A 20,570-nucleotide genomic window follows, 5' to 3' on the forward strand; every position below is an offset into this window, starting at 1 on the left:
GAGGAGGAACGGCAGGTGGCGCCGCCCCCTGGCGGGGAGCGGCGCCACCGGGCTGGATCAGCCGTTGCGCTGTGCGGTGGACCGGCGGCGCAGCACGAAGACGCCCGCGCCCGCCAGCAGCACCGTTCCGGCCGCGGAACCGTACAGCGCGGTGTCACCGGCGCCCTGGGACGGGCGCTCGCCGGCCGCGACGCCGCCGCGCGGGACCGTGCCGGGCTTCATCTTGGCTGGGGCCGGAGTCGACATCTTGGTGGGCTCCCCGGCTTCGGGCACGGGCGTCGGGGTCGCGCTCTCCCTGGCGGGCTCCGCCGTGGGCACCTCTGTGGGCGCACTGTCGGCGACGGCCACGGCGGACGGGAGCAGAACCGCGCCCAGGCCGACTGTGGCCAGGACCGCGGTACGCAGGGTCGGACGAAGGGACATGAAGAACTCCGATTCCAGCTCGGCATTGGTGTTGTTGCCCTTACACGGATGCGCGTCGGGCGCCGGGCATGCCCACAGACTGGAGTGAAGTTGTGAGGAAGCTGTCAGACCGCCATGTTCATCGGATCAGGGCCGGCCGACGGCAGCCGCAGGGTGAAGACCGATCCCTGTCCCACCGTGCTGACCACGCCGGCCGTCCCGCCGTGTGCCTCGACGAGCTTGCGGACGATCGCCAGCCCGAGGCCGCTGCCCCCCGTACGCCGGCTGCGTGACTTCTCCGCGCGCCAGAACCGGTCGAAGACGTACGGCAGGTCCTCGGGCGCCATTCCGCTCCCGGTGTCGGCGACCTCCAGCACCACCTCGCCGTCCACTCCCCCGGCCCCGGTCGCGTAGGCGCGCAGCGTCACGTGACCTCCGGCCGGGGTGTGGCGCAGGGCGTTGGACACCAGGTTGCCGATCGCCTGCCGCAGCCGGACCGGGTCGGCGGTGAGCTCGGGTACCGGCTCGTGCCCTTCCGGAGCGGCCACGGTGAGCCCGACAGCGGCGCCATCGGCCTGTGACTGGTGTGCCGCCACGGCATGGGCGAGCAGGTCCTCGATCCGTACGGGTTCGGGGTGCAGACGCAGGGAGCCGGCGTCTGCCGCCGACAGGTCCTGGAGGTCGTCGATGATGTGCTGCAGCTGCACGGCCTCCTCCAGGAGCGAGGAGACGAACATCGCGTCCACGTCGGCGATGCCGTCCTCGGCTCCCTCCAGCCACCCTCGGATGTTGCTCAACGGTGTGCGCAGTTCGTGCGCGACGTCGCTGACCATCACCTTTCGCTGTTCCTCCAGCCGGGCGCGGTGCGCCGACATGTCGTTGAACGCGGCGGCCAGCCGCCCGATCTCGTTGTCCGCGGCGACCACCACATGCGACGGTTCCTCTCCGTCCCGCATCCGCTGGGCCGCTCCCGTGAGCGCGTGCAGCGGCCTCACGAGCCGGACTCCGGCGAGGATCGAGGCGCCGACGGTGAGCGCGAGGACGAGCGCCGCGACCCCGATGATCTTCGCCGTGTTGGCGGGGGACAGCTCGAACCCGGGCACGGCGCCGCCGCCGGGGTCGCTGATGAACAGCAGGGCGGGTGAGGCGACGTACGAACTGAGCTGCTCCTGGCGGGCGATGCCGACGCACGAGGCGGTGTCGCGGTCGGTCTCGCCGTCCATGGGTGACGGGGTGGCGACCTCTGTGGGCCGGGGCTCCCCCGGAACACCCATGGTGGGTACGGGCGACGCCTGGGGGACCGCGGTCGCGGTGGCCGGCTCCGAGCCCGTTCTCCACGAGAGGTCGAGATCGAGCCGTACTGCTTCGCGCCCCTGACGGTCCAGGCAGGCGTTGACGAGCTCGTTGAGCGCGGTGAGCGCCTTCGTCTCTGTCGCGGTGGGGCTGTCCAGGGCGTCCGTGGAGCACCGGGTGTCGCGCACGCGGTCCGGATCGTTGCCCACGACCTGGATACGTGGCCTCCCGCTCGGCCCCTCGACGACGTCCGAGGCGATCCCGGACCGGCTGAGGCACTGCACCGCCTCGTCCGCGCTACGTCTCAACGACGTGCGCTCGGCCGCGGGCAGCCTGAACGGTCCGACGGCCCGCGGGTCGACCCGGTCGTTGCCGGAGCGCTGTTCCCCGTCCGTTCCGGGTGCGGCGACCGTCACGGAACCGGCCCCCGAATCGGCCTCGGAGGTGGCGGCGACGGACAGCGGGTCCACGACCGCCGATGCCTGGGGAGGCAGGGCCGGCGGCGGGGAGGCGGCGGAGTCCGCGAGGATCTGCCGGCTCTGCGTCGTCAGCGTGATCCGCCGGCCGGACGTGTCGGCCAGCTCGTTCACCGTGGCGCCCACCCCGTCCCAGGAGGGGTGTTCGGCCGCGTAGGCGAGCAGGGCGTCGAGGACGCGGGTGTCCGCGGCCAGGTTGCGGCCCTGCTCCTGCTCGATCGCTCCGGAAGTGGTCTGTACGGCCAGCCACGCGGTCGCGGCGACCGAACAGGCCGCGACGAGAGCCGACACCGCCAGCAGCCGGCCCAGGAGACTCTTGCGCAGCGGGAGCCTCAGGCGCGGTCCGCCGCGCTCAGCGCGCCGGGACACGCGGGGCGCCCTTCAACGGGTCCATGAGTTTGTAACCGACTCCGAAGACGGTGAGCAGCCGGACCGGGCGGCGGGGCGCTCGCTCGATCTTCTTGCGGAGGTTCATGATGTGCACATCGACGGTACGGCTGCTGATGTAGCGGTCGAATCCGTGGAGTTCGGCGAGGAGCTGCTCCCGGGTGAAGACCCGTTCGGGTTCTGCGGCCATTGCCGAGAGGAGCCGGAACTCCCCCGGCGTGCACTCGACCTCCACGCCGTCGACGGCTACCTCGTGGCGCACGGAGTCGACGGCGAGCGATCCCACCCGCAGCACGTGGCCGTCCTCGCGTGCCGCGTCCCGTCGGGTGCGCCGCAGGAGCGTGCGCACCCGTGCCATGAGCTCGCGCGGGCTGTAGGGCTTGGTCATGTAGTCGTCCGCCCCCAGGTCCAGCCCGAGCAGCAGATCGTCCTCCGTGGCCCGGGCGGTCAGCATGAGGACCGCCAGTTCCCGTCCCTCGGCGCGCAGCACGCGAACCACGTCGAGCCCGTCCGCTCGCGGCATCATCACGTCGAGTACCAGCAGGTCCGGCGCACCCTGCCGCGCCTGTTCGAGCGCGGCTAGGCCGTCGGACACCACCGTCACCGCGTGACCCTCGCGTTCGAGGTAGCGGCGGACCAGCTCGGCCTGTTTAGCGTCGTCTTCCGCGACTATCACGTTTGCGCACACGTGGATGATCGTAGAGGAGGCTCGCGAACCGCGAACTTCCGCCATGGGAACGGACAGTTCGGCGTACGGGAGGCCGCGGTGATCAGCAGACGCCGTCACCCGGCGCAGGGTTGCCCAGACCGAACAGGGGACGCAGCCGGAGCCCGATCCAGGTGCCGGCCAGCGCCACCGCGCCCCACAGCCAGCCGCTGAGGCTGCCCGAGGCGATGCCCGCGAGATAGGCACCGATGTTGCAGCCTCCGGCCAGTCGTGCGCCCACGCCCATGAGCACACCGCCGAGCACCGCCGCGACGGCCGTACGCCACGGGATACCGCGATGCAGGGCCCAGGTACCGCCGAGCGCGGCTGCCACCGCCGCACCGATCATGATGCCGATATCGGTGAGGCTGGTCTTGTCGGCCAGAACCGGGCCCGCCAGCATCTCCGCATTGCCGTCCTGCCGCCACCAGGTCCAGTTCTCCGGGTGGCCACCGAGGGCGCCCACCAGTTCCGAGCCCCACAGGCTGAAGGCGCTCGTGACACCCCAGGCGCCGCCGGACACCATCAGGACGCCCGCGCCGAGCACGGCCAGCGCCAGGGCGCCGGCGGCCAGCGGCCAGGAGCCGCGGAAGGCCCGTACGACCGAGGTGCGCGCGGAAGGCACGACGCCGAGGGGCGGCGGGTTGCGCCGGGCCTGGACCCGCCGGGTGACCACGACCACCAGCAGCAGCGCGGCGATCGTGACCGCCCAGGAGCCGAACCAGCCGATGTGGTCGGAGAGTACGACCGGCTCCCAGGCGGGAAGGTCCTTCCACAGGTCGAACTGCCAGGCGGCGAGGGTGGCCCCCGCGATGAATCCGCCGAGCGTCAGAAGCACCGAGGTCTGTCCCGAGCCGACCGCGAAGAGGGTGCCCGAGGCGCAGGCGCCGCCGAGCTGCATCCCGATGGCGAAGAGCAGCGAGCCGGCGAACAGACCGACGCCGATCGGTCCGGCGGACGGCGCCGGCTGCGATCCGAACAGCCCTGTGCTCGTGCCGATGATCAGCGCGAACAGCGTGGCGGTGGTGCCGAGCAACAGCGCGTGGGCCCGAAGCCCCGCGCCGTTGCCGACGGCGATCAGCTGCCGCCAGGCGGAGGTGAAGCCGAACCGGGAGTGGAAGAGGGCGACGCCCAGCCCCAGCCCGAGCAGGAGCAGCACGCCCGGCTTGGCGCCGTGCGCGGACCACACGTACGCGGTCAGAGCCACTGCGAGCAGTCCGGACACGACGAGTGGCGTCCTGCGAACCGGAGGCAGGGGCGGCGCCTCCGGTCGCGGCACCGAGGTGGGAGAAGGAACGAACAGGGCGGGCAGCGCGCGCGGCGGCGCGGCCGGCCCGGCGGATGGCGCGGTGGGGGTCACGAAAGGTCTCCGGGATGGTGCTCGGCGGACAGCGGCATTGGCTGCCGGCGGCGTGACAGGCGCCGCCGACGCGGGGTCTCAGCCGCGACAGAGGCCGTCGTCGACGCACCACGCCGAGTGCGCGAACAACGCGAGGCACAGTGTCAGGGCCGATGCAGACATGCGTACGAATATACGGACGACGACCTTCCGCATGCCTGGCCGTCTCGACATGCGGAAGATTCCTGGGACGGCTTCTCAGTCGATACTTCCGTCCACCCACCCGGCGTCCGCCGCCACCACTTGCACAGAGTTTGCAATAACTTGATGACGCACCGACCACCCGCCTGCTGCTGCGCGCCCGGCATCCGGGCGCCGGCTCCGCGGGGCCCCCGGCCCCGCGCACACCGTGAACGGAAGGGAAGAACCACACTCATGACAGCAACGGCCACCTCCGAATGGCAGCGCTGGCAGACCAGTTGGGATCGCCAGCAGGAGTGGTACATGCCGGACCGGGAAGAGCGCTTCCGGGTCATGCTCGACACGGTCGAGGCCGTGGCAGGCCCCACCCCACGCGTCCTCGACCTGGCTTGTGGCACCGGCAGCATCTCCGACCGGCTCCTCCGGCGGCTGCCCGGCGCCAGCAGCACCTGCCTGGACATCGACCCGGCGCTCCTGACCATCGCACGCGGGCACTTCGCCGACGACCGCCGCGTCACCTTCGTGGAGGCCGACCTCACGGACCCCGCCTGGACCGGACGCCTCCCCCGAGCGCCCTACGATGCCGTGGTGACGGCCACCGCCCTGCACTGGCTGGACACCGAGCCCCTGCGCCGTCTCTACGGCTCGCTCACGGGAGTCCTTCGCGAGGGCGGCGTCTTCCTCAACGCCGACCACATGCACGACGATTCGGCCCCCCGCATCAACGCGGCCCTGAGTTCCCTGCACACCGGACGTCAGGAGCGACAGCGCCGGCAGGGGGCGGTGGACTGGGCGGACTGGTGGGACGCTGCTGCCCGTGACCCGCACCTCGCCGCGCCCACGGCCGAGCGCTTCGCCCAGCTGGGCGATCCACGCCGGCCCAGGCCGGACGGCGGTCGGCGTGATCGTCCTGCCCTCACCCGCTGGCACGTGGAGACCTTGCTGGAGCAGGGTTTCAGCGAGGCCCGACAGGTCTGGTGCTCCGCGAGCGACGCACTGGTGGCCGCGCTCCGCTGAGTCCGGGGAACGCGGCCGCCGACGCACCTGACGTCAGCGCCTGGCCGGACCCGACTGCGCGATCTCGTCGGGGCCGGGGACGGCCAGAAGCTGCTCGGCGCCACCTTCGAGCATCTGCGCTATTTCGGTCGAGCGAGGGAGCATCGACTTCTCGTAGGTGCGCACGGCGTCGTCGACGGTGGAGGAGCGGACGAGCGCCAGCGCGAGTTCGGCGGCGTCGAGCATGGCGAGGTTGACGCCGACGCCGAGCGGCGGCATGAGGTGTGCGGCGTCTCCCAGCAGGGCCGCACTCGATGAGCGCTCCCAGGTGTGGGGCACCGGCAGGGCGAGGAGCGGACGGTCGACATAGGGGCCGTCATTTTCGGTGATCATGCGAAGCACCTGCGGTGACCAGCCCGCGAACGTCTTCAGCAGATGCGCGCGGATGCCTTCGGTGTCCTCGGGGCGGAGCCCGCTCTCGGCGATCCAGTCCACCGGGACGCGCTGCATGATGTAGACGCGCATGTGGCCGCCGCTGTTGCGCTGCGCGAAGAGGCCTCGCTCGCCGTCGGCGACATGGGCGCTGCCCCTCCCGACCAGTTCGCTGAGCTCGGGGTGTGCGCTCTCCATCCCGTCGAACCACGCTTCGAGGAAGCTGACCCCGGTATAGCGCGGGGTCGCGGCCGACATCGCCGCGCGGACCCGGGAGAAGGCTCCGTCCGCACCGATCACGAGATCCGTCTCGACGGCCGTCCCGTCGGTGAACGTCAGCGTGCGCGGCCCGTCGGCCGGTCCGCCCACCGATTCGAGCGTGCGTCCCCACTGGACCGTCCCGGCGGGGAGTGAACGCAGCAGGAGACCGCGGAGCTGTCCACGGTCGATCTCGGGGCTGGCCTTCTCGTCCTCGTCCGGCAGATGGTGGGAGAGGACACGCCCCGCCGGGTCCACGACGCGCATCTCCTGCCCCTCGAACCTGGCGAGGGCGAAGAACTCCTCCAGCAGGCCGGCTTCACCGAGCGCGAGCTGGCCGTCCTCCTCGTGCAGGTCGAGCGAGCCCCCCTGGTCGCGGGAGTCCGCATCCGTGTCGCGGTCGTACACCGTCACCGCGATGCCGTGCCGCTGGAGGATCCGTGCGCAGGTGAGGCCTCCCGGGCCTGCGCCGATGATGCTGATCCGCGCGTTCGCGGGCGTCGGAGAGTTCATGGTGGGTTCCTTTCGCCGGCGGGGTCTCCGGTGGCGCCGTCGCACGACGGCCGCCGGTGCCGCGACCCCGGACGGGTCGGCAACCCCTGCCGACACCACCAAAGCAGAAACGAGTCCATAAGTGCAACCATTACAGTTTCTGCTTCGTTCCAGTGGTGAGGTAGAGTGCTGCCATGCCCGACTCTCCTCCCGTTGGCCGTCGCGAGCGCAAGAAAGCCGCGACGAGACAGGCCATCGCCGATGCAGCCCTTGAGCTCTTCCTCGATCACGGCTTCGAGCGAGTGAGCGTCCGTGACGTCGCCGAAAGGGCCGACGTGTCGACGACGACCCTGTTCGCGCACTTCCCGAGCAAGGAGGCGCTGGTGTTCGACCGCGAGGAGAGCATCGACGCGAAGCTGACCGCCGCCGTCCGCGAACGGCCCGCCGGCCAAGGCGTCGTCGAGGCGCTCCGCGCCCACGCGCTGACATCCTGGGTGTCGATCAAATCCGATCCGCGTCTGGACCGGTTCACCGCACTCGTCGACGGGACTCCTGCCCTCAGTGAGTACGCGGAGCGTATGTGGATGCGGCACGCGGGCACCCTCAGCACCGTGATCGCGGAGGAACTCGGCCGGGAGGTGGACGATCTCGCCTGCTCGGCGCTCGCGCGGTTCGCCCTGGAGATCCCGACTCTGGCCAAGGGCCGGCACGATCCACGCGCGACCGTGGAGACGGTGTTCGACCTGCTGGTCCACGGCTGGCAGTCACAGATCGAACCCGGCGGAGCGGTCACAGGCTCCGACGAGGACTGACACGACAAACAGGACCGGCCCCGACGGTTGGGTCGGGGCCGGTGGCCGAGCGCTAGGCCCGGTACGGGACGGGATGGGGCCAAGGGCCTCAGATCGTCGCGGTGTCGATCACGAACCGGTAGCGGACGTCACTGTTCAGCACGCGCTCGTACGCCTCGTTGATCTCGGAGGCGCCGATCAGTTCGATCTCCGCTCCGAATCCGTGCTCGGCGCAGAAGTCCAGCATCTCCTGGGTCTCCTGGATGCCGCCGATACCGGAGCCCGAGAGGGACTTGCGGCCGCCGATCAGCGAGAAGAGGTTGACGGAGATCGGCTCCTCAGGGGCGCCGACGTTCACCAGCGCACCGTCCGTCTTGAGGAGGGAGAGGTAGGCGCCGAAGTCCAGCGGTGCCGACACCGTGGACAGGATGATGTCGAACGTGCCGGCCAGCTCCTCGAAGGTCTTCGGGTCGCTGGTGGCGTAGTAGTGGTCGGCGCCGAGCTTCAGTCCGTCCTCCTGCTTGCGCAGGGACTGCGAGAGCACGGTCACCTCGGCGCCGAGCGCGTGCGCGATCTTGACGCCCACGTGGCCGAGGCCGCCCATCCCGAGCACGGCGACCTTCTTGCCGGGTCCGGCGTTCCAGTGCTTCAGCGGGGAGTACGTGGTGATGCCCGCGCAGAGAAGCGGCGCGGCCTCGTCCAGCGCAAGGCCGTCGGGGATGCGCACGGTGTAGTTCTCGTCCACGACGATGTGCGTGGAGTAGCCCCCGTATGTGGGCTCGCCGCTCCGGTCCACGGCGTTGTACGTTCCGGTGTTGCCCTCGGCACAGTACTGCTCGAGGCCGGCCTTGCAGTTGTCGCACTCACGGCAGGAGTCGACCATGCAGCCGACGCCCACGCGGTCGCCCACCGAGAACTTGGAGACGCCGGAACCGGTCTCGGTGACGATGCCCGCGATCTCGTGGCCGGGCACCATCGGGAATATGCCCTCGCCCCAGCCGTCACGGGCCTGGTGGATGTCCGAGTGACAGATACCGGCGAACTTGATGTCGATCAGGACGTCGAACTCTCCGACCGTGCGTCGCTCGATGGTGGTGCGCTCCAGCGGAGCCTTCGCGGAGGGGGCGGCGTACGCAGCGACAGTGGTCATGCGGGAATTCTCCTAAGGAGTGGTCCTGCGCCCGGCAGCTTTCGGTCCGGGCACGCACCCCAGCCTGCCTGATCCCACCGCATACACCCAGGCCACGGTTCTGCCTACGTTCAGTGGTCCTACTACTGACGGGGTCAGGATGGTGTGCGTACGACCGTGGATACTGGACCCATGGAGGAGCAGCCTGTACCCGAGCGGCGGTCCGCCGATGACCCCGGTCCCGGCGGTGGCACGGGGCATGCCCTCGACCGGCGCGCCGAGCTCAGCGAGTTCCTGCGCAGCCGGCGTGCGCGGCTGAAACCCGATGACGTGGGCCTGCCCGACTTCGGGCGGCACCGCCGGGTCCCCGGTCTGCGTCGTGAGGAACTGGCCCAGCTGGCCGGAGTGTCCGTGGCGTATTACACACGCCTTGAGCAGGGCAACGGACAGAACGTCTCCGCAGAGGTACTGGGCGCGATCGCGTCCGCGCTGAGGCTGACGAACGCCGAGCAGGCGCATCTCACCCACCTCGCCAAACCCAAGCAGCACAGGAAGAAGCCGTCGACGCGGCAGCAGCGGGTGCGTACGGCTCTCTGTCACCTGCTCGACACGATGGACGGCGTTCCCGCCTACGTCATCGGGCGCCGTTCGGAGATCCTGGCCTGGAACCGGATGGCCGCTTCGGTCTTCGGTGACTGGTCACAGCTGCCACCGCAGGAGCGGAACTGGGCGCGGCTGACGTTTCTGAGGCCGGAGTACCGCGACCTGTTCGTGGAATGGGACCAGAAGGCGTCGGACATCGTGAGCTATCTGCGGATGGACGCGGGCTGCCATCCCGACGATCCTCGCCTCTCCGCACTTGTCGGTGAACTGTCCGTGAAGAGCGAGGAGTTCCGGCGGCTGTGGGCCAGGCACGATGTCAAGGAGAAGAGCCACGGCCTCAAGCAGCTGCATCACCCGCTCGTGGGTGACCTGACGCTCTGCTTCGAGACGTTCGCCCTGCCCGACGACGCGGAACAGTCGATGGTGGCCTATCACCCGGAGCCGGGCTCGGCGTCGGCCGACGCGCTGCGGCTGCTGGCGAGCTGGGGAGCGGACGCCACACGGACGGGCACGTCCGTCCCCGGAAGGTCGTAGACCGAACCGTTCCTTCGGCCGCCGGGGTTCCTGATCGGCCGCCGTCGCGAGCGGCAATCGGAGGTGCCGATCAGCCGCATACCTCCCAGGACCAGCCTGTACGCCGGTCCGGCTAGGCCGCATGCGCCCGAACGGCGTGGGTTCGCGGCTCAGTTCGGCGCCGGCAGGAACGTCGTACGCGAGGTTCCGCGCCGGCTGGAGGCCCAGCATCTGATCGAGGTCGCGTCCGGTCGCGGTTCCTTCGTGTGCGAGCAGACCTCGGGGCAGGCCGACGGAGTGAGTCCTGGGCCCACTGATGTGTTCTGGGCGCATCCCGAACGGGTTGGATGCGCTGGGTTGCCGTTTTCGCGTCCCGTTCGGTGGCACGGGGCTGTGCCGTCCGACGCTGGATCGGGTGCCCGGTCGGGATCCCGGAGATCAGCTGCCGGAACCTCTTGCGGCGGCCATGCAACTTCATCTCGTACGCGAGCACCGGCTGGGGCGGTCTGATGGCCGCCCTGGCCTCCGGCGCCACCAAGGGCTGAACGACCCTCACCACCGCATTCGGAAGAAAGTAACCCCCATGAAAATTGTCGACGCGAAGGTCCTCGTCACCAGCCCCGGCCGTAATTTCGTCACCCTCAGGCTGACGACCGACGACGGGCTCACCGGACTCGGCGACGCCACGCTCAACGGCCGTGAGCTGGCCGTGGTCAGCTATCTCGAGAACCACGTGATGCCTCTCCTCATCGGGCTGGACCCGCACCGCGTCGAGGACACCTGGCAGTCGCTCTACAGGGGCGCCTACTGGCGGCGCGGACCGGTGACGATGGCCGCGATCGCCGCCGTCGACGTCGCGCTGTGGGACATCAAGGCGAAGGCGGCGGGCCTCCCGCTCTACCAGCTCCTCGGCGGCGCGAGCCGGGACCGGGTGGGGACGTACGGTCATGCCAACGGCCGTGACATCCCCGAGCTCCTCGACTCGGTCCGGGCCCGCCTCGCCGAGGGCTACCCCGCCGTGCGCGTGCAGTCCGGCATCCCCGGACTGAAGGCGGTGTACGGCGTGTCGAGCACGGACGACAGCGGCTCGCCGGTGCTGCACCAGCAGGCCCGGCCGTTGGTGGAGGACTGGGACACCGACGCCTATCTGCGTCACATGCCGCGAGTCCTGGAGGCCGTGCGCGCCGAGTTCGGCCCCGGACTGCCCCTCCTGCACGACGCACACCACCGGCTCACACCCCTCCAGGCCGCCCGCCTCGGCAAGGACCTGGAGCCGTACCACCTCTTCTGGCTCGAGGACTGCACGCCCGCCGAGAACCAGGAGGCCCTGCGTGTGGTCCGTCGCCACACCACCACCCCGCTGGCCATCGGCGAGGTCTTCAACACGGTGTACGACTACCAGTCCCTGATCACCGAGCAGTTGATCGACTACGTACGTTCCGCCGTCACGCACTTCGGAGGCGTCACTCCGCTGCGCAAGCTCTTCGACTTCGCCGCGCAGTACCAGATCAAGAGCGCGATCCACGGGCCGGAGGACATCTCCCCCGTCGGCATGGCGGCCGCCGTCCACCTCGACCTGGCCGTACACAACTTCGGGATCCAGGAGTACTCGGGCCACACCCCGCTCACCGAGGAGGTGTTCCCCCACGCCTACACCTTCGAGAACGGCTACCTGTACCCGGGTGAGGCCCCGGGCATCGGGGTCGACCTGGACGAGGGCCTGGCAGCCGCACATCCCTACGAAGCGGCGTACCTCCCGGTCAACCGGTTGCACGACGGGACGGTCCACGACTGGTGACCTGTCCGGCGCCGGGCGGGCAGCACCCAGCGCCGTGCCGGACTGTGCGATCACACGGCTCGCGGAACGCCCTCCCGCGGGCCGCCGAGCGCCAGGACCGTCATCACCACCGCGGCCCCCGCCGCCACACCGAAACCGCCGTGCGCGCCGCCCGCGTCCACCACCCGCCCTGCGACCGCCGCGGCGCCCGCCGATCCTGCCGCGCTTGCGGAGTTGCCCCAGGTGAACGCCTGCGTGAGGACGGCGCGCGGAACCGACGCCTCCGTGAGGACGGAGGCGAGGATCAGCAGGACCGGCACGGAGAGTCCGGTCAGGGCGAGGGTGGCGCCGACCGCGAGGGGCGCGTCGAGGAAGGTCAGCGGGAGGCTCGCGAGAGCGAGGCAGGCGGCGGCCGCGGCCTGACGGCGCCGTGGTGAGCCGCCGTGGCGCCATGCTCCGTAGACCCAGCCACCCACCAGATTGGTGCAGTTGGAAGCGGAATAGAGCAGAGCCGCCGCATCCGGCGTGCCACGTCCGACGGCGTACGCGGCGACGGACACCTGCATCGCGCCGAAGAACACCCCGAGCGCGAGGCCGAGCGCGACCTGCCGCAGGAATGCCGAGCGCAGCAGGGCGCGTCCGGCGTGCCGGCGTTCGGCGCGGCCGGTGAGGGTCGGCATGGTGCGGCGCTGGGCGGCGAGGGCGAGCCCGCCGCCGACGACGAGCGCGGCGGCGAGCAGCACCCCGGCGTCCGGGCGGCCCGCCGCACCGAGGATGCTCACCAGGGCCGGGCCCGCCAGGTAGGACACGCCGTTGGCGAGGGCCTCCAGGGCGAAGGCGGTGGGCAGCGCGGCGGCCCGGTCACCGGACAGTAGGACGGTCCAGCGAGCGGCGGACAGGGCACCGAGCTGCGGCAACGTCGCCCCGACAAGCACTCCGGCGGCGAGGTCCGGGACGGCGCCGGCGAGCAGCAGTGCCACGGCCCCGGCATGTGCGCCGAGCGCGCAGCAGAGCACCCGAGCCTGACCGTACCGGTCCACAAGGCGTCCTATTTGAGGCCCGGCGACGGCGTCCGCCACAGCGAACCCGCCGGTGACGAGACCCGCGATGGCATACGACCCGGTGCGTGCATGTACCAGCCAGACGATGCCGATCCCCGTCATGGCGATGCCCAGACGCCCGACAGCGGCCGGAAGGAAAAAGGCCGCGGCACCCGAAGTGCGCAGCAGAATACCGTAGTTCGCCGATACCGAAGGCACGACGCATCCCTTTCGCCACCCGGCGGGACGCGCCACACGGGGTCGTCGGCGTCCGGATGTGCCGACCCGTGGCTGCGCCTGGAGCCGTCCAGTGGTGACGTGGAGCGGGGACGCGCACCCCACGTCGGCCCCGGCACCGGGCAGAAGTCATGCGGTAGTTGATGACCTCCTCACGATAGAGCAGCGGCGCGCGGAATCGCACAAGGGAGCAACCGCCGCCTTGAACCCGGCGCCCCTTCCGCTCGGGACTCCTGCCGGGAATCAGCCACGTGTGCGCCGCCACTTCCCCCTCCGCGCGGGGTGTGCCACAGTCTGGATCCGCACCGGCCCGGCCCACTTTTACATCGATGTAGATACTCGCCGTCACCGACGCCGCGGTGGCCGCCTCCCCAGGCCGCCATTACCCCCGTCACCAGTGGAGAGGAACCCAGATGCGCATGCGCGGACCACGACCTCACCCCCACACCTCGCCAGGTAACAGCCGGTCCCCCGGCGCGGCGTCGCCCCGCCCCCGGGCCGCCGTTCATCGACTTCTGCTGTGCGTCGCGGGGGCGTTGAGCCTGCTGCTGGCCCTCGCGGCGCCGTCCACGGCGGGCACTTCCCCTGCGGCCACCGCCTCTCCCACCGCCGTGGCCGCCACGGGCACACCCCTGGGCGACGGTACGGGTCTGTATCCCCGCGCCATCCGTCTCGCCCACAGCGGGGCGGCCGACGGACGTGTGCTGGCGAGCGTCGTCACCTTCGACGGCAACAACGGCATCGGCGCCATCCACGAGAGCACCGACGGCGGCACGACCTTCCACGAGGTCGGCCGGGTCGCCGACCCCGAGTCCGCAGCGGGCCAAGGGCTCTGCTGTGCGACCCTGTTCGAGCTGCCGCGCCAGGTGGGGTCCCTGGCGACGGGCACGCTGCTGTGGGCCTCGTCCGCGGGCCAGGACGAGCAGGACCGGCGTATGGCGCTGCGCATCTGGCGCAGCGACGACGTGGGCAGGACCTGGTCCTACCTCTCCGCCTGTGCCACCGCGAACGGCACCGGCGGCCTGTGGGAACCGGAGTTCTCCATTGCCGCCGATGGCGCGCTCGTCTGCCATTACGCCGACGAGACGGATCCCGCCCACAGTCAGAAGCTGGTGGCGTCACGCAGCTACGACGGCGTCACCTGGCAGGGCCACCACGACACCGTGGCCAGCGGCTGGGCCCCGGACCGGCCGGGCATGCCGGTGGTGCGCAAGCTGCCGAACGGCACGTATTTCATGAGCTTCGAGATCTGCAACCCCGGCGGCCAGTACCAGTGCGTGGTGCACTTCCGGACGTCGGCGGACGGGTGGGACTGGGGTGCCCCGACGGCACTGGGCAACCGTCCGGAGACGGTCGACGGCAAGTACTTCCGGGCCGCACCGACCATCGCGTGGGCTCCGTCACCTGACGGAGCGCCGAACGGCCGGATCCTGCTGGTGGGCCAGCGGCTGCTCAACCGGGACGGCACCCCCTCGGCGGACAGCGGCCGTACCGTTCTCGTCAACACGGAGAACGGCAGCGGCCCCTGGTACGAGATCGAGTCGCCCGTGCGGGTCACCGATCCCGCGGTGAACTACTGCCAGAACTACAGTTCCCCGCTGCTTCCGTCCGCCGACGGGAGGAGTCTGCTGCAGATCGCCACCGACTTCGACGGCTCGGTGTGCCGGCCGTACGTCGCGACCGGCTCCGCCACCGGCAGCGGTGACGCGGCCGGGGTGGTGGACGGGGCGCCCTACCGGCTGCGGAACGCCGGCAGCGGGCACTGCCTCGACGTGGCGGCGGACTCCCGTGCGCCGGGCGGCAACGTTCAGCAGTGGACCTGCAACGGGCTGGGCCCGCAGGACTGGACGCTCCGCGCCCGGGGCGGCGGCCACTTCACCCTCACAGGCCGCGACAGCGGCCACTGCCTGGATGTGGAGAACGGCTCCGCCACGCCCGGTGCGAACGTCCGGCAGTGGTCCTGCAACGCCGCGCCGGCCCAGGACTGGCGTGCGGAGAACGTCGGCCGCGGTTACTACCGGCTCGTCTCCCGGTCCAGCGGCCAGTGCCTCGATGTGGCCGAGGGCTCCCGGACGCCGGGCGCCAACGTCCAGCAGTGGACGTGCAACGGCCTCCAGCCGCAGATCTGGCAGCTGCAGCGGGCCTGAGGCCTGCCGGAGCCGGATGCCTGTCCTCCGTTCCCCCGGGGCGCCTGAACTCACCTCGATGATGCGTGACTGACGGTCCGCCAGGCACACCTGGCGGGCCGTCGTGCCCGAGTCCGGTTCACCCCGTGCCCGGAGGACGGGGAGGCCCGGTGACAGGGCTCCCCGACCGTCGCCGCGCTATGCGGAGAACTCCGTCGCCGTCGGCCGGCGCGACGCCGCCGCCGCGCCGTCGGGATCGGTCAGCGGACGCAGCCGGTAGGTGTACGAGTAGTCCTGGTCCGCGAACAGTTTGTACTCGTCGTGCGTGGGGGCACCCCAGCTGTCGTCACCGCCCACCCCCATCTGCCGGTGGTTCAGCCGGAGGACGACCTCCTCCCGGGGCGTCAGCTGGTAGTCGTGGCGTACGCCTGCCGACAGGTCCTCCGGAGTGAAGTGCGAGGCGTTGAACTCGATCAGCGGCTCGCCGGACGCGAGCAGCCCCGTGCCGCCGGCGTCCGTCAGCGCCACCCACCGCGTGTCCGTCCGGTTGCCGTTCTCCTGCGGGCGGAGATAGGGGGTCCGCTTCCCGGGGACGTCGAAGGAGTGGACGCCCACGTCGGTACCGTTGTTGCGGTCCCAGTAGTTCTCGTCCGGGCCGCGGCCGTAGTAACGCACGTGGTCCAGACGGCCGGGGAGGAGGAGCAGGGTGCCGACCTCCGGGATGTACGGGAGTCCGGCCGCGCCCGGGTGCAGGGTGTTGTCGACCTTGATCTCGGCGTTGCCGAAGACCGTGTACGTCGTGGTGTACGTGGACTCCGTCGAGGTGGGCAGGGTGCCGCTGACGGTGATCTCGACGGCGCGGTCACCCAGCTCGCGCACCTCCACTCCCGTCACCTCGCGGCCGCTGCCGGCGTGGCGCCAGGTGGCGTTCCGTCCGGGCTGTCCGTTGCCGGCGTCGTTGTCGGTGGGGGCACGCCAGAAGTTCGGGGCGGGCCCCGAGGTGATCAGCTGGTCGCCGCCCGCCTCGTAGGAGGTGATGACACCGCTGCCCTTGTCGACGGTGACGGAGAAGCCCTCCCCCGTCACCGTCACGGAGCCCTCGCCGTCCTGGTGGCTGAGCGCCGGTACGGAGTCCAGCGGCCGGGGCGTCACCGCCGGGCTGCCGGCGTCGACGGCGAGCTGTTGCCTGGCCACCTCGAATCCGGCCTTCGCCCACTTGGTGGGCTCCTTGGTGGTGAACGACAGCTGGAGGAAGTACTCAGCTCCCGGCGCCGGGTCGTCGGGCAGTGTGAAGGGGACGGTGATGGTCTTGCCGGCCAGGGGCGCGACGTCCAGCTGGGCGCGGGTGAGCTTTCCGCGCTGCACCTCCTCGCCGTCGGCCACCAGCGCCCAGCCCCCGTGGAAATCACGCAGGTTGGTGAAGAGGTACTCGTTGGTCACGGTGATCCGTCCGGAGGACGCGTCGCCGTCGTCGGCCGTCACGTTGATCGCCTGGTGGATCTGCTTGATCTCCGTGGCCTTGCCGGTGTGCCCGCGGTCGGCGGTGACGATGCCGTCGCCCGAGAAGTTGCCGTCGTTGGGGCTGTCGCCCCAGTCGCCGCCGTAGGCGAGGAACGTCCGCTCGGAGGGCTTGCGTTCCTTGAAGTTGACGGTGGCGGCGTCGAACCAGAAGCGCACGCCGTCGTCGCCGGGGCCCCGGGATCCGGAGGCTAGCTCGGACGCGGTCAGAGCGCGGTCGTAGACGCGCGCCCGCCGGATCGTCCCGCTGAACTCCCGTGCCGGGTTCTCCGCGTCGGTGGCGAGCGAGAACGGTGCGGTGTTGCTGCCGGGCGGCTCGGGCGCGGCTTTCGTGGCCTTGGCCTCACCGTCGACGTAGAGGGTCAGCGTGGCCGCCGTCGCGTCGTAGACCCCGGCAATGTGGTGCTCGGTGCCGGTCCAGTCCTCCGGCAGCGCCCAGCTCGCTGTGGTCCAGCTGCCGCCCGAGTGGATGAAGAACTCCAGACTGCTGTCCGTCGTCTTGAGCGCGTACTGGGTGTCGCCCTTGGCGAGGAAGGGCTGATGAAGGCCGGTGGCCCTCTGCGTGACCCAGGCCTCCAGGGTCAGCGAGCCCGTGATGTCGAGGCCTGCGTCGGGGGCGAAGACAGTGCCCCCGTACACACCCTTGTCCCGGTCGAAGGTGCCGGCTGCGGCGAGGATCTCCCCGTTCACCGCACCGGGGCCGGCTTCCGTGAACAGCTTGCGTGACGGCGTGGGCCAGGTGAGTGCCTGGTCGGCGAAGTCCCAGATCCAGCCGCCCTGCAGGACGTCGAAGCGGCGGATGATGTCCCAGTACTTCTTGAAGTTGCCGCTGGAGTTGCCCATCGCGTGGGAGTACTCGATCAGGACGAACGGCCGGGTGTCGGTGGAGTCCTCGGCACGTTCCTGGACCTGGGCGGGCCTGGTGTACATCTCCGAGCGGATGTCGCTGATGCCCGGCCGGTCGTCACCCTCGTACTGGATGACCCGCGTGGGGTCGTAGGAACGGATCCAGTCGTGCATGGCGACGAAGGTGGAGCCGGTGCCGGCCTCGTTGCCGAGGGACCAGATGACGGCGGAGACGTGGTTCTTGTCGCGGTGGACCATGTTCCTGGCGCGGCCCACACACACCTCGGACCAGTCGGCGTGGTCCCCCGGGTAGGTGTCGCGGATGCCGTGGCTCTCCAGGTTGGTCTCGCCCACCAGGTAAAGCCCGTACTCGTCGGCCAGCTCCAGCCACAGCGGGTTGTTCGGGTAGTGCGAGGTGCGGACGCTGTTCATGTTCAGCCGTTTGACGGTCTCGATGTCCGTGACCATGTCCTCGCGGGTCAGCGCCATGCCCCGCTCGGGGTGCATCTCGTGCCGGTTCGTGCCGCGCAGGGAGACGGGCTTGCCGTTGATGCGCATCAGCCCGTCCTTCAGCGCGAACTCCCGGAAGCCCACCCGGTGCGACAGCGTCTCGGTCACCCTGCCCGCCGGGTCACGCAACCGCAGCACGGCGGTGTAGAGGTTCGGGTGCTCGGCGGACCACAGTTCCGGCCTCGGCACGGCCTTGGCGGACTGCACGCTCACGTCCTGTCCGGCCGGGGCGGAGCCGAGGTCGGCGGGCTGCCGCAGCGGGCGGGACCAGACCGGATGCCCGTCGGCGTCGTAGAGCTGGGTCTCGACGGTGTACGTGGCCTTCCCCGGTGCGTCGCCGTACGCGCGCACCGAGGCGGTGACGGACAGCTGTGCGGCTGTGTAGCCGTCGCTGAGCGGGGTGTCGAGCTTGAAGTCCCGCAGGTGGACGGCGGGGGTGGAGAAGAGGTGGACCGAGCGGAAGATCCCGCTCAGCCGGATCATGTCCTGGTCCTCCATCCAGTCACCGTCGGAGTAGCGGTAGACCTCCACGGCGATCTGGTTGCGGCCCTGCTGGAGGTGCGGGGTGATGTCGTACTCGGCGGAGGTGTAGGAGTCCTCGCGGTAGCCCACCGGCTTGCCGTTGATCCATACGTAGTGTGCGGACTTCACCCCCTCGAAGTGCAGGAACACCCGGCGCCCCGCCCACCCCCGCGGAACGGTGAAGGTGCGGCGGTACTGGCCGACGGGGTTGTAGCGGGTGGGCGCGAAGGGCGGCTGTGCTTCCTCGCCCAGACCGTTGGGGCCCGCCCAGGGATAGGTGATGTTGGTGTAGATCGGGAAGTCGTAACCGTGCAGCTGCCAGCAGGACGGCACGGGAACGGTGTCCCAGGAGTGGTCGTCGAGGTCGGTCCGGTGGAAGTCGGGGTCGCGGTCGTCGGGGCGGTCGGCGTAGGCGAACTTCCACGTGCCGTCGAGATCGAGCCGCCACGGGGAGCGTGTCCGGTCGCAGGCGAGGGCCTGGCCGACGTCCGCGTACGGCATGAGCGTGGTGTGCGGAGGCTCCGAACCGACGTCGCAGACCGCGATGTTGTTGTTCCACTCCGGGTAGCCGTTGGCCGGCGGGCCCGCGGGATCGGAGTCGGCGCGCGCGACCGCACCCGTGGGCAGGACGGCCGGGAGGGTGGAGAGGGCGAGCGCGCCGAAGCCGGCGGCTCCGCCCTCCAGGAGCCGGCGACGGCTGACGCTCCGGTGCGGGCGGGGCGGCTGGTGGGGGGAAGACGAGTGCTGCATGGCAGTGGACCCCTAGGAATGGCCGTGTGCGGTGCGCCCGTGCGGCGCACCGCACGAAGGCGTGTCGAGTTCCGTGCGGTGTGTTCGATGTGGCCGGCGTGCCGAAGGTGACCTCAGGGCCCGGACCTGCTCCGGTGGCCGCCTTCGCGGGCCCGGCGGAGTCCGCCGCCGTCGTGCGTAGCACTGCTGGTCGTCATGTCGATGCGGCTCCTCGCGGGGGAAGTTGCCTCTTCGTCACGTTCGAAATCTCGTCGGGCGTCCGAAATCCTGCCGTGACGCTAGTGACGGGTGGTGAGAGGTGTCAACGGGCGCGCACGAGCGGTCATCGCCGCTCAAGCCGTCGGGGAGGCGATGGTCGGGGGGTGTCCGGGATCCGGGATCCGGTTGCTCCAGCCGCCGGGGACAGCCCGGCCCTGCTGGTCGCGGAAGCGGACGGGGGCCGTGCCCACCCGGCGGGTGAAGAGCCGGGAGAAGTAGGCCGCGTCGTCGTAGCCGACGCGGCGGGCGACGGCGGCCACGGGGAGCTCGGTGGTGGCGAGGAGTTCCTTGGCCCTGCCGAGGCGGATGCCGAGGAGGTAGTCCTTGGGGCTGCATCCGGCGCTGCGGCGCACGGCGTTGCGCAGTTCGGCCGGGGTCATTCCATGACGGGAGGCGTGCTCGGCGACGGACAGTGGCTGGAAGGCGTCGCGGGCGAGGGCGTGGAGCACGGGGTCTCCGTCTGCTCCGACGTCGGCGCGGGCGCGGCGCAGGGCGACGAGGAGTTCGTGCACGGCGGCGCCGGTCTCGACTTCGAGGAGAGGGTTGCCGAGGCGGGCCGCGCGGGCGATGCGGCTCACGGCGGCGCGGGCGGACCCGGTGTCCGCGAGGGGGACGACCGGGCGGTCGGGCTCGATGTAGCCGAGCTCGGTGTACGGGGCGGTGGCCGGCCCTGTGAAGTCGACGAAGCTCTCGTCCCAACCGGTGGCGGGATCGGGACCGTAGTGATGCGGGATGCCCGGTACGAGCCAGATCAGCGCGGGGGCGGTCACGGGGGTGTGCCCGCCGTCGGGGCGGCGGTACCAGCCGCTGCCCGCGCTGATGACGACGGCGACGTGGTGGTCGAGGGTGCGGGGGCCGACGGTCGGCAGGGTGCCGTGCTGGAGGCCGACTCCGAGGCATACCAGCCCCAGCTTGTGGTGGGTGGGGCTGGGCGTGAAATAGCGCATCCAGGTGTGGTACATCCGCTT

At 70.9% G+C, this 20,570-nt stretch carries 14 protein-coding genes and 1 pseudogene; 6 read left to right on the forward strand and 9 right to left on the reverse strand.

Annotation, left to right across the window (positions count from 1 at the left end):
• Window positions 1–57: 57 nt before the first annotated feature.
• The 4 genes from ACIREO_RS06435 to ACIREO_RS06450 form a co-directional block, all read right to left on the reverse strand.
• Complete coding sequence (locus ACIREO_RS06435) at window positions 58–423, reverse strand: hypothetical protein (protein WP_404105879.1); 366 nt, start codon at window positions 421–423, stop codon at window positions 58–60.
• Between the two features lie 104 nt (window positions 424–527).
• On the reverse strand, window positions 528–2,540 hold the full coding sequence (locus ACIREO_RS06440) for a sensor histidine kinase (RefSeq protein ID WP_404105881.1): 2,013 nt from the start codon (window positions 2,538–2,540) through the stop codon (window positions 528–530).
• Window positions 2,524–3,246 (reverse strand): response regulator transcription factor, encoded by a 723-nt coding sequence (locus ACIREO_RS06445; protein WP_404105884.1) that lies wholly within the window; start codon window positions 3,244–3,246, stop codon window positions 2,524–2,526. Before ACIREO_RS06445 ends, ACIREO_RS06440 begins: the two co-directional genes overlap by 17 nt.
• Window positions 3,247–3,328: 82 nt before the next feature.
• Window positions 3,329–4,624, reverse strand: coding sequence for a YeeE/YedE family protein (locus tag ACIREO_RS06450; RefSeq protein ID WP_404105887.1), 1,296 nt, complete (start codon window positions 4,622–4,624; stop codon window positions 3,329–3,331).
• 414 nt (window positions 4,625–5,038) lie between these two features.
• Between ACIREO_RS06450 and ACIREO_RS06455 the strand changes: the two genes are divergently transcribed.
• Complete coding sequence (locus tag ACIREO_RS06455; RefSeq protein ID WP_404105890.1) at window positions 5,039–5,821, forward strand: class I SAM-dependent methyltransferase; 783 nt, start codon at window positions 5,039–5,041, stop codon at window positions 5,819–5,821.
• 33 nt (window positions 5,822–5,854) lie between these two features.
• Here the strand turns inward: ACIREO_RS06455 and ACIREO_RS06460 are convergent, their stop codons facing one another.
• Window positions 5,855–7,003 carry an FAD-dependent oxidoreductase gene (locus ACIREO_RS06460; protein ID WP_404105892.1) on the reverse strand — a complete coding sequence of 383 codons (1,149 nt, stop codon included), beginning with the start codon at window positions 7,001–7,003 and terminating at the stop codon, window positions 5,855–5,857.
• 173 nt (window positions 7,004–7,176) lie between these two features.
• Between ACIREO_RS06460 and ACIREO_RS06465 the strand changes: the two genes are divergently transcribed.
• A complete protein-coding gene (locus ACIREO_RS06465) occupies window positions 7,177–7,794 on the forward strand; it encodes a TetR/AcrR family transcriptional regulator (protein WP_404105895.1) in 618 nt (205 codons plus the stop codon).
• Window positions 7,795–7,882: 88 nt separating this feature from the next.
• On the opposite strand, the gene ACIREO_RS06470 is transcribed toward ACIREO_RS06465, so the two are convergent.
• A complete protein-coding gene (locus ACIREO_RS06470) occupies window positions 7,883–8,923 on the reverse strand; it encodes an NAD(P)-dependent alcohol dehydrogenase (RefSeq protein ID WP_404105898.1) in 1,041 nt (346 codons plus the stop codon).
• A gap of 171 nt (window positions 8,924–9,094) precedes the next feature.
• Here ACIREO_RS06470 and ACIREO_RS06475 point away from each other — a divergent pair, with 171 nt between their 5' ends.
• The 3 genes and pseudogenes from ACIREO_RS06475 to manD all read left to right on the forward strand — a co-directional run bounded on the left by ACIREO_RS06475 (window position 9,095) and on the right by manD (window position 11,816).
• Complete coding sequence (locus ACIREO_RS06475; RefSeq protein WP_404105901.1) at window positions 9,095–10,039, forward strand: helix-turn-helix domain-containing protein; 945 nt, start codon at window positions 9,095–9,097, stop codon at window positions 10,037–10,039.
• A gap of 69 nt (window positions 10,040–10,108) precedes the next feature.
• A pseudogene (locus ACIREO_RS06480) lies at window positions 10,109–10,315 on the forward strand (GntR family transcriptional regulator); the annotation flags it as partial.
• Between the two features lie 286 nt (window positions 10,316–10,601).
• Complete coding sequence (manD, locus tag ACIREO_RS06485; protein ID WP_404105903.1) at window positions 10,602–11,816, forward strand: D-mannonate dehydratase ManD; 1,215 nt, start codon at window positions 10,602–10,604, stop codon at window positions 11,814–11,816.
• A gap of 50 nt (window positions 11,817–11,866) precedes the next feature.
• On the opposite strand, the gene ACIREO_RS06490 is transcribed toward manD, so the two are convergent.
• Window positions 11,867–13,054, reverse strand: coding sequence for an MFS transporter (locus ACIREO_RS06490; RefSeq protein ID WP_404105905.1), 1,188 nt, complete (start codon window positions 13,052–13,054; stop codon window positions 11,867–11,869).
• Between the two features lie 437 nt (window positions 13,055–13,491).
• Here ACIREO_RS06490 and ACIREO_RS06495 point away from each other — a divergent pair, with 437 nt between their 5' ends.
• Window positions 13,492–15,219, forward strand: a complete 1,728-nt coding sequence (locus ACIREO_RS06495; protein ID WP_404105908.1) for an RICIN domain-containing protein — start codon at window positions 13,492–13,494, stop codon at window positions 15,217–15,219.
• Window positions 15,220–15,396: 177 nt separating this feature from the next.
• On the opposite strand, the gene ACIREO_RS06500 is transcribed toward ACIREO_RS06495, so the two are convergent.
• Both ACIREO_RS06500 and ACIREO_RS06505 read right to left on the reverse strand, forming a co-directional pair.
• Window positions 15,397–19,344: a glycoside hydrolase family 2 TIM barrel-domain containing protein gene (locus ACIREO_RS06500; protein WP_404105911.1), complete on the reverse strand. Its 3,948-nt coding sequence runs from the start codon at window positions 19,342–19,344 to the stop codon at window positions 15,397–15,399.
• Between the two features lie 332 nt (window positions 19,345–19,676).
• The gene (locus ACIREO_RS06505; RefSeq protein WP_404105914.1) at window positions 19,677–20,564 is read right to left on the reverse strand and encodes a helix-turn-helix domain-containing protein; all 888 of its coding nucleotides are present in this window, start codon (window positions 20,562–20,564) and stop codon (window positions 19,677–19,679) included.
• Between the last annotated feature and the right edge of the window lie 6 nt (window positions 20,565–20,570).

It is taken from the genome of Streptomyces sp. NPDC102441 (genome assembly GCF_044765585.1).
Lineage (GTDB): Bacteria > Actinomycetota > Actinomycetes > Streptomycetales > Streptomycetaceae > Streptomyces.

Bases quoted from the DNA above. Each gene is read 5' to 3' on its own strand.
- ACIREO_RS06435 (WP_404105879.1), bottom strand. From the start codon at position 423: ATGTCCCTTCGTCCGACCCTGCGTACCGCGGTCCTGGCCACAGTCGGC.
- ACIREO_RS06455 (WP_404105890.1), top strand. From the start codon at position 5,039: ATGACAGCAACGGCCACCTCCGAATGGCAGCGCTGGCAGACCAGTTGG.
- ACIREO_RS06460 (WP_404105892.1), bottom strand. From the start codon at position 7,003: ATGAACTCTCCGACGCCCGCGAACGCGCGGATCAGCATCATCGGCGCA.
- ACIREO_RS06465 (WP_404105895.1), top strand. From the start codon at position 7,177: ATGCCCGACTCTCCTCCCGTTGGCCGTCGCGAGCGCAAGAAAGCCGCG.
- ACIREO_RS06470 (WP_404105898.1), bottom strand. From the start codon at position 8,923: ATGACCACTGTCGCTGCGTACGCCGCCCCCTCCGCGAAGGCTCCGCTG.
- ACIREO_RS06475 (WP_404105901.1), top strand. From the start codon at position 9,095: ATGGAGGAGCAGCCTGTACCCGAGCGGCGGTCCGCCGATGACCCCGGT.
- manD (WP_404105903.1), top strand. From the start codon at position 10,602: ATGAAAATTGTCGACGCGAAGGTCCTCGTCACCAGCCCCGGCCGTAAT.
- ACIREO_RS06495 (WP_404105908.1), top strand. From the start codon at position 13,492: ATGCGCGGACCACGACCTCACCCCCACACCTCGCCAGGTAACAGCCGG.
- ACIREO_RS06500 (WP_404105911.1), bottom strand. From the start codon at position 19,344: ATGCAGCACTCGTCTTCCCCCCACCAGCCGCCCCGCCCGCACCGGAGC.
- ACIREO_RS06505 (WP_404105914.1), bottom strand. From the start codon at position 20,564: ATGTACCACACCTGGATGCGCTATTTCACGCCCAGCCCCACCCACCAC.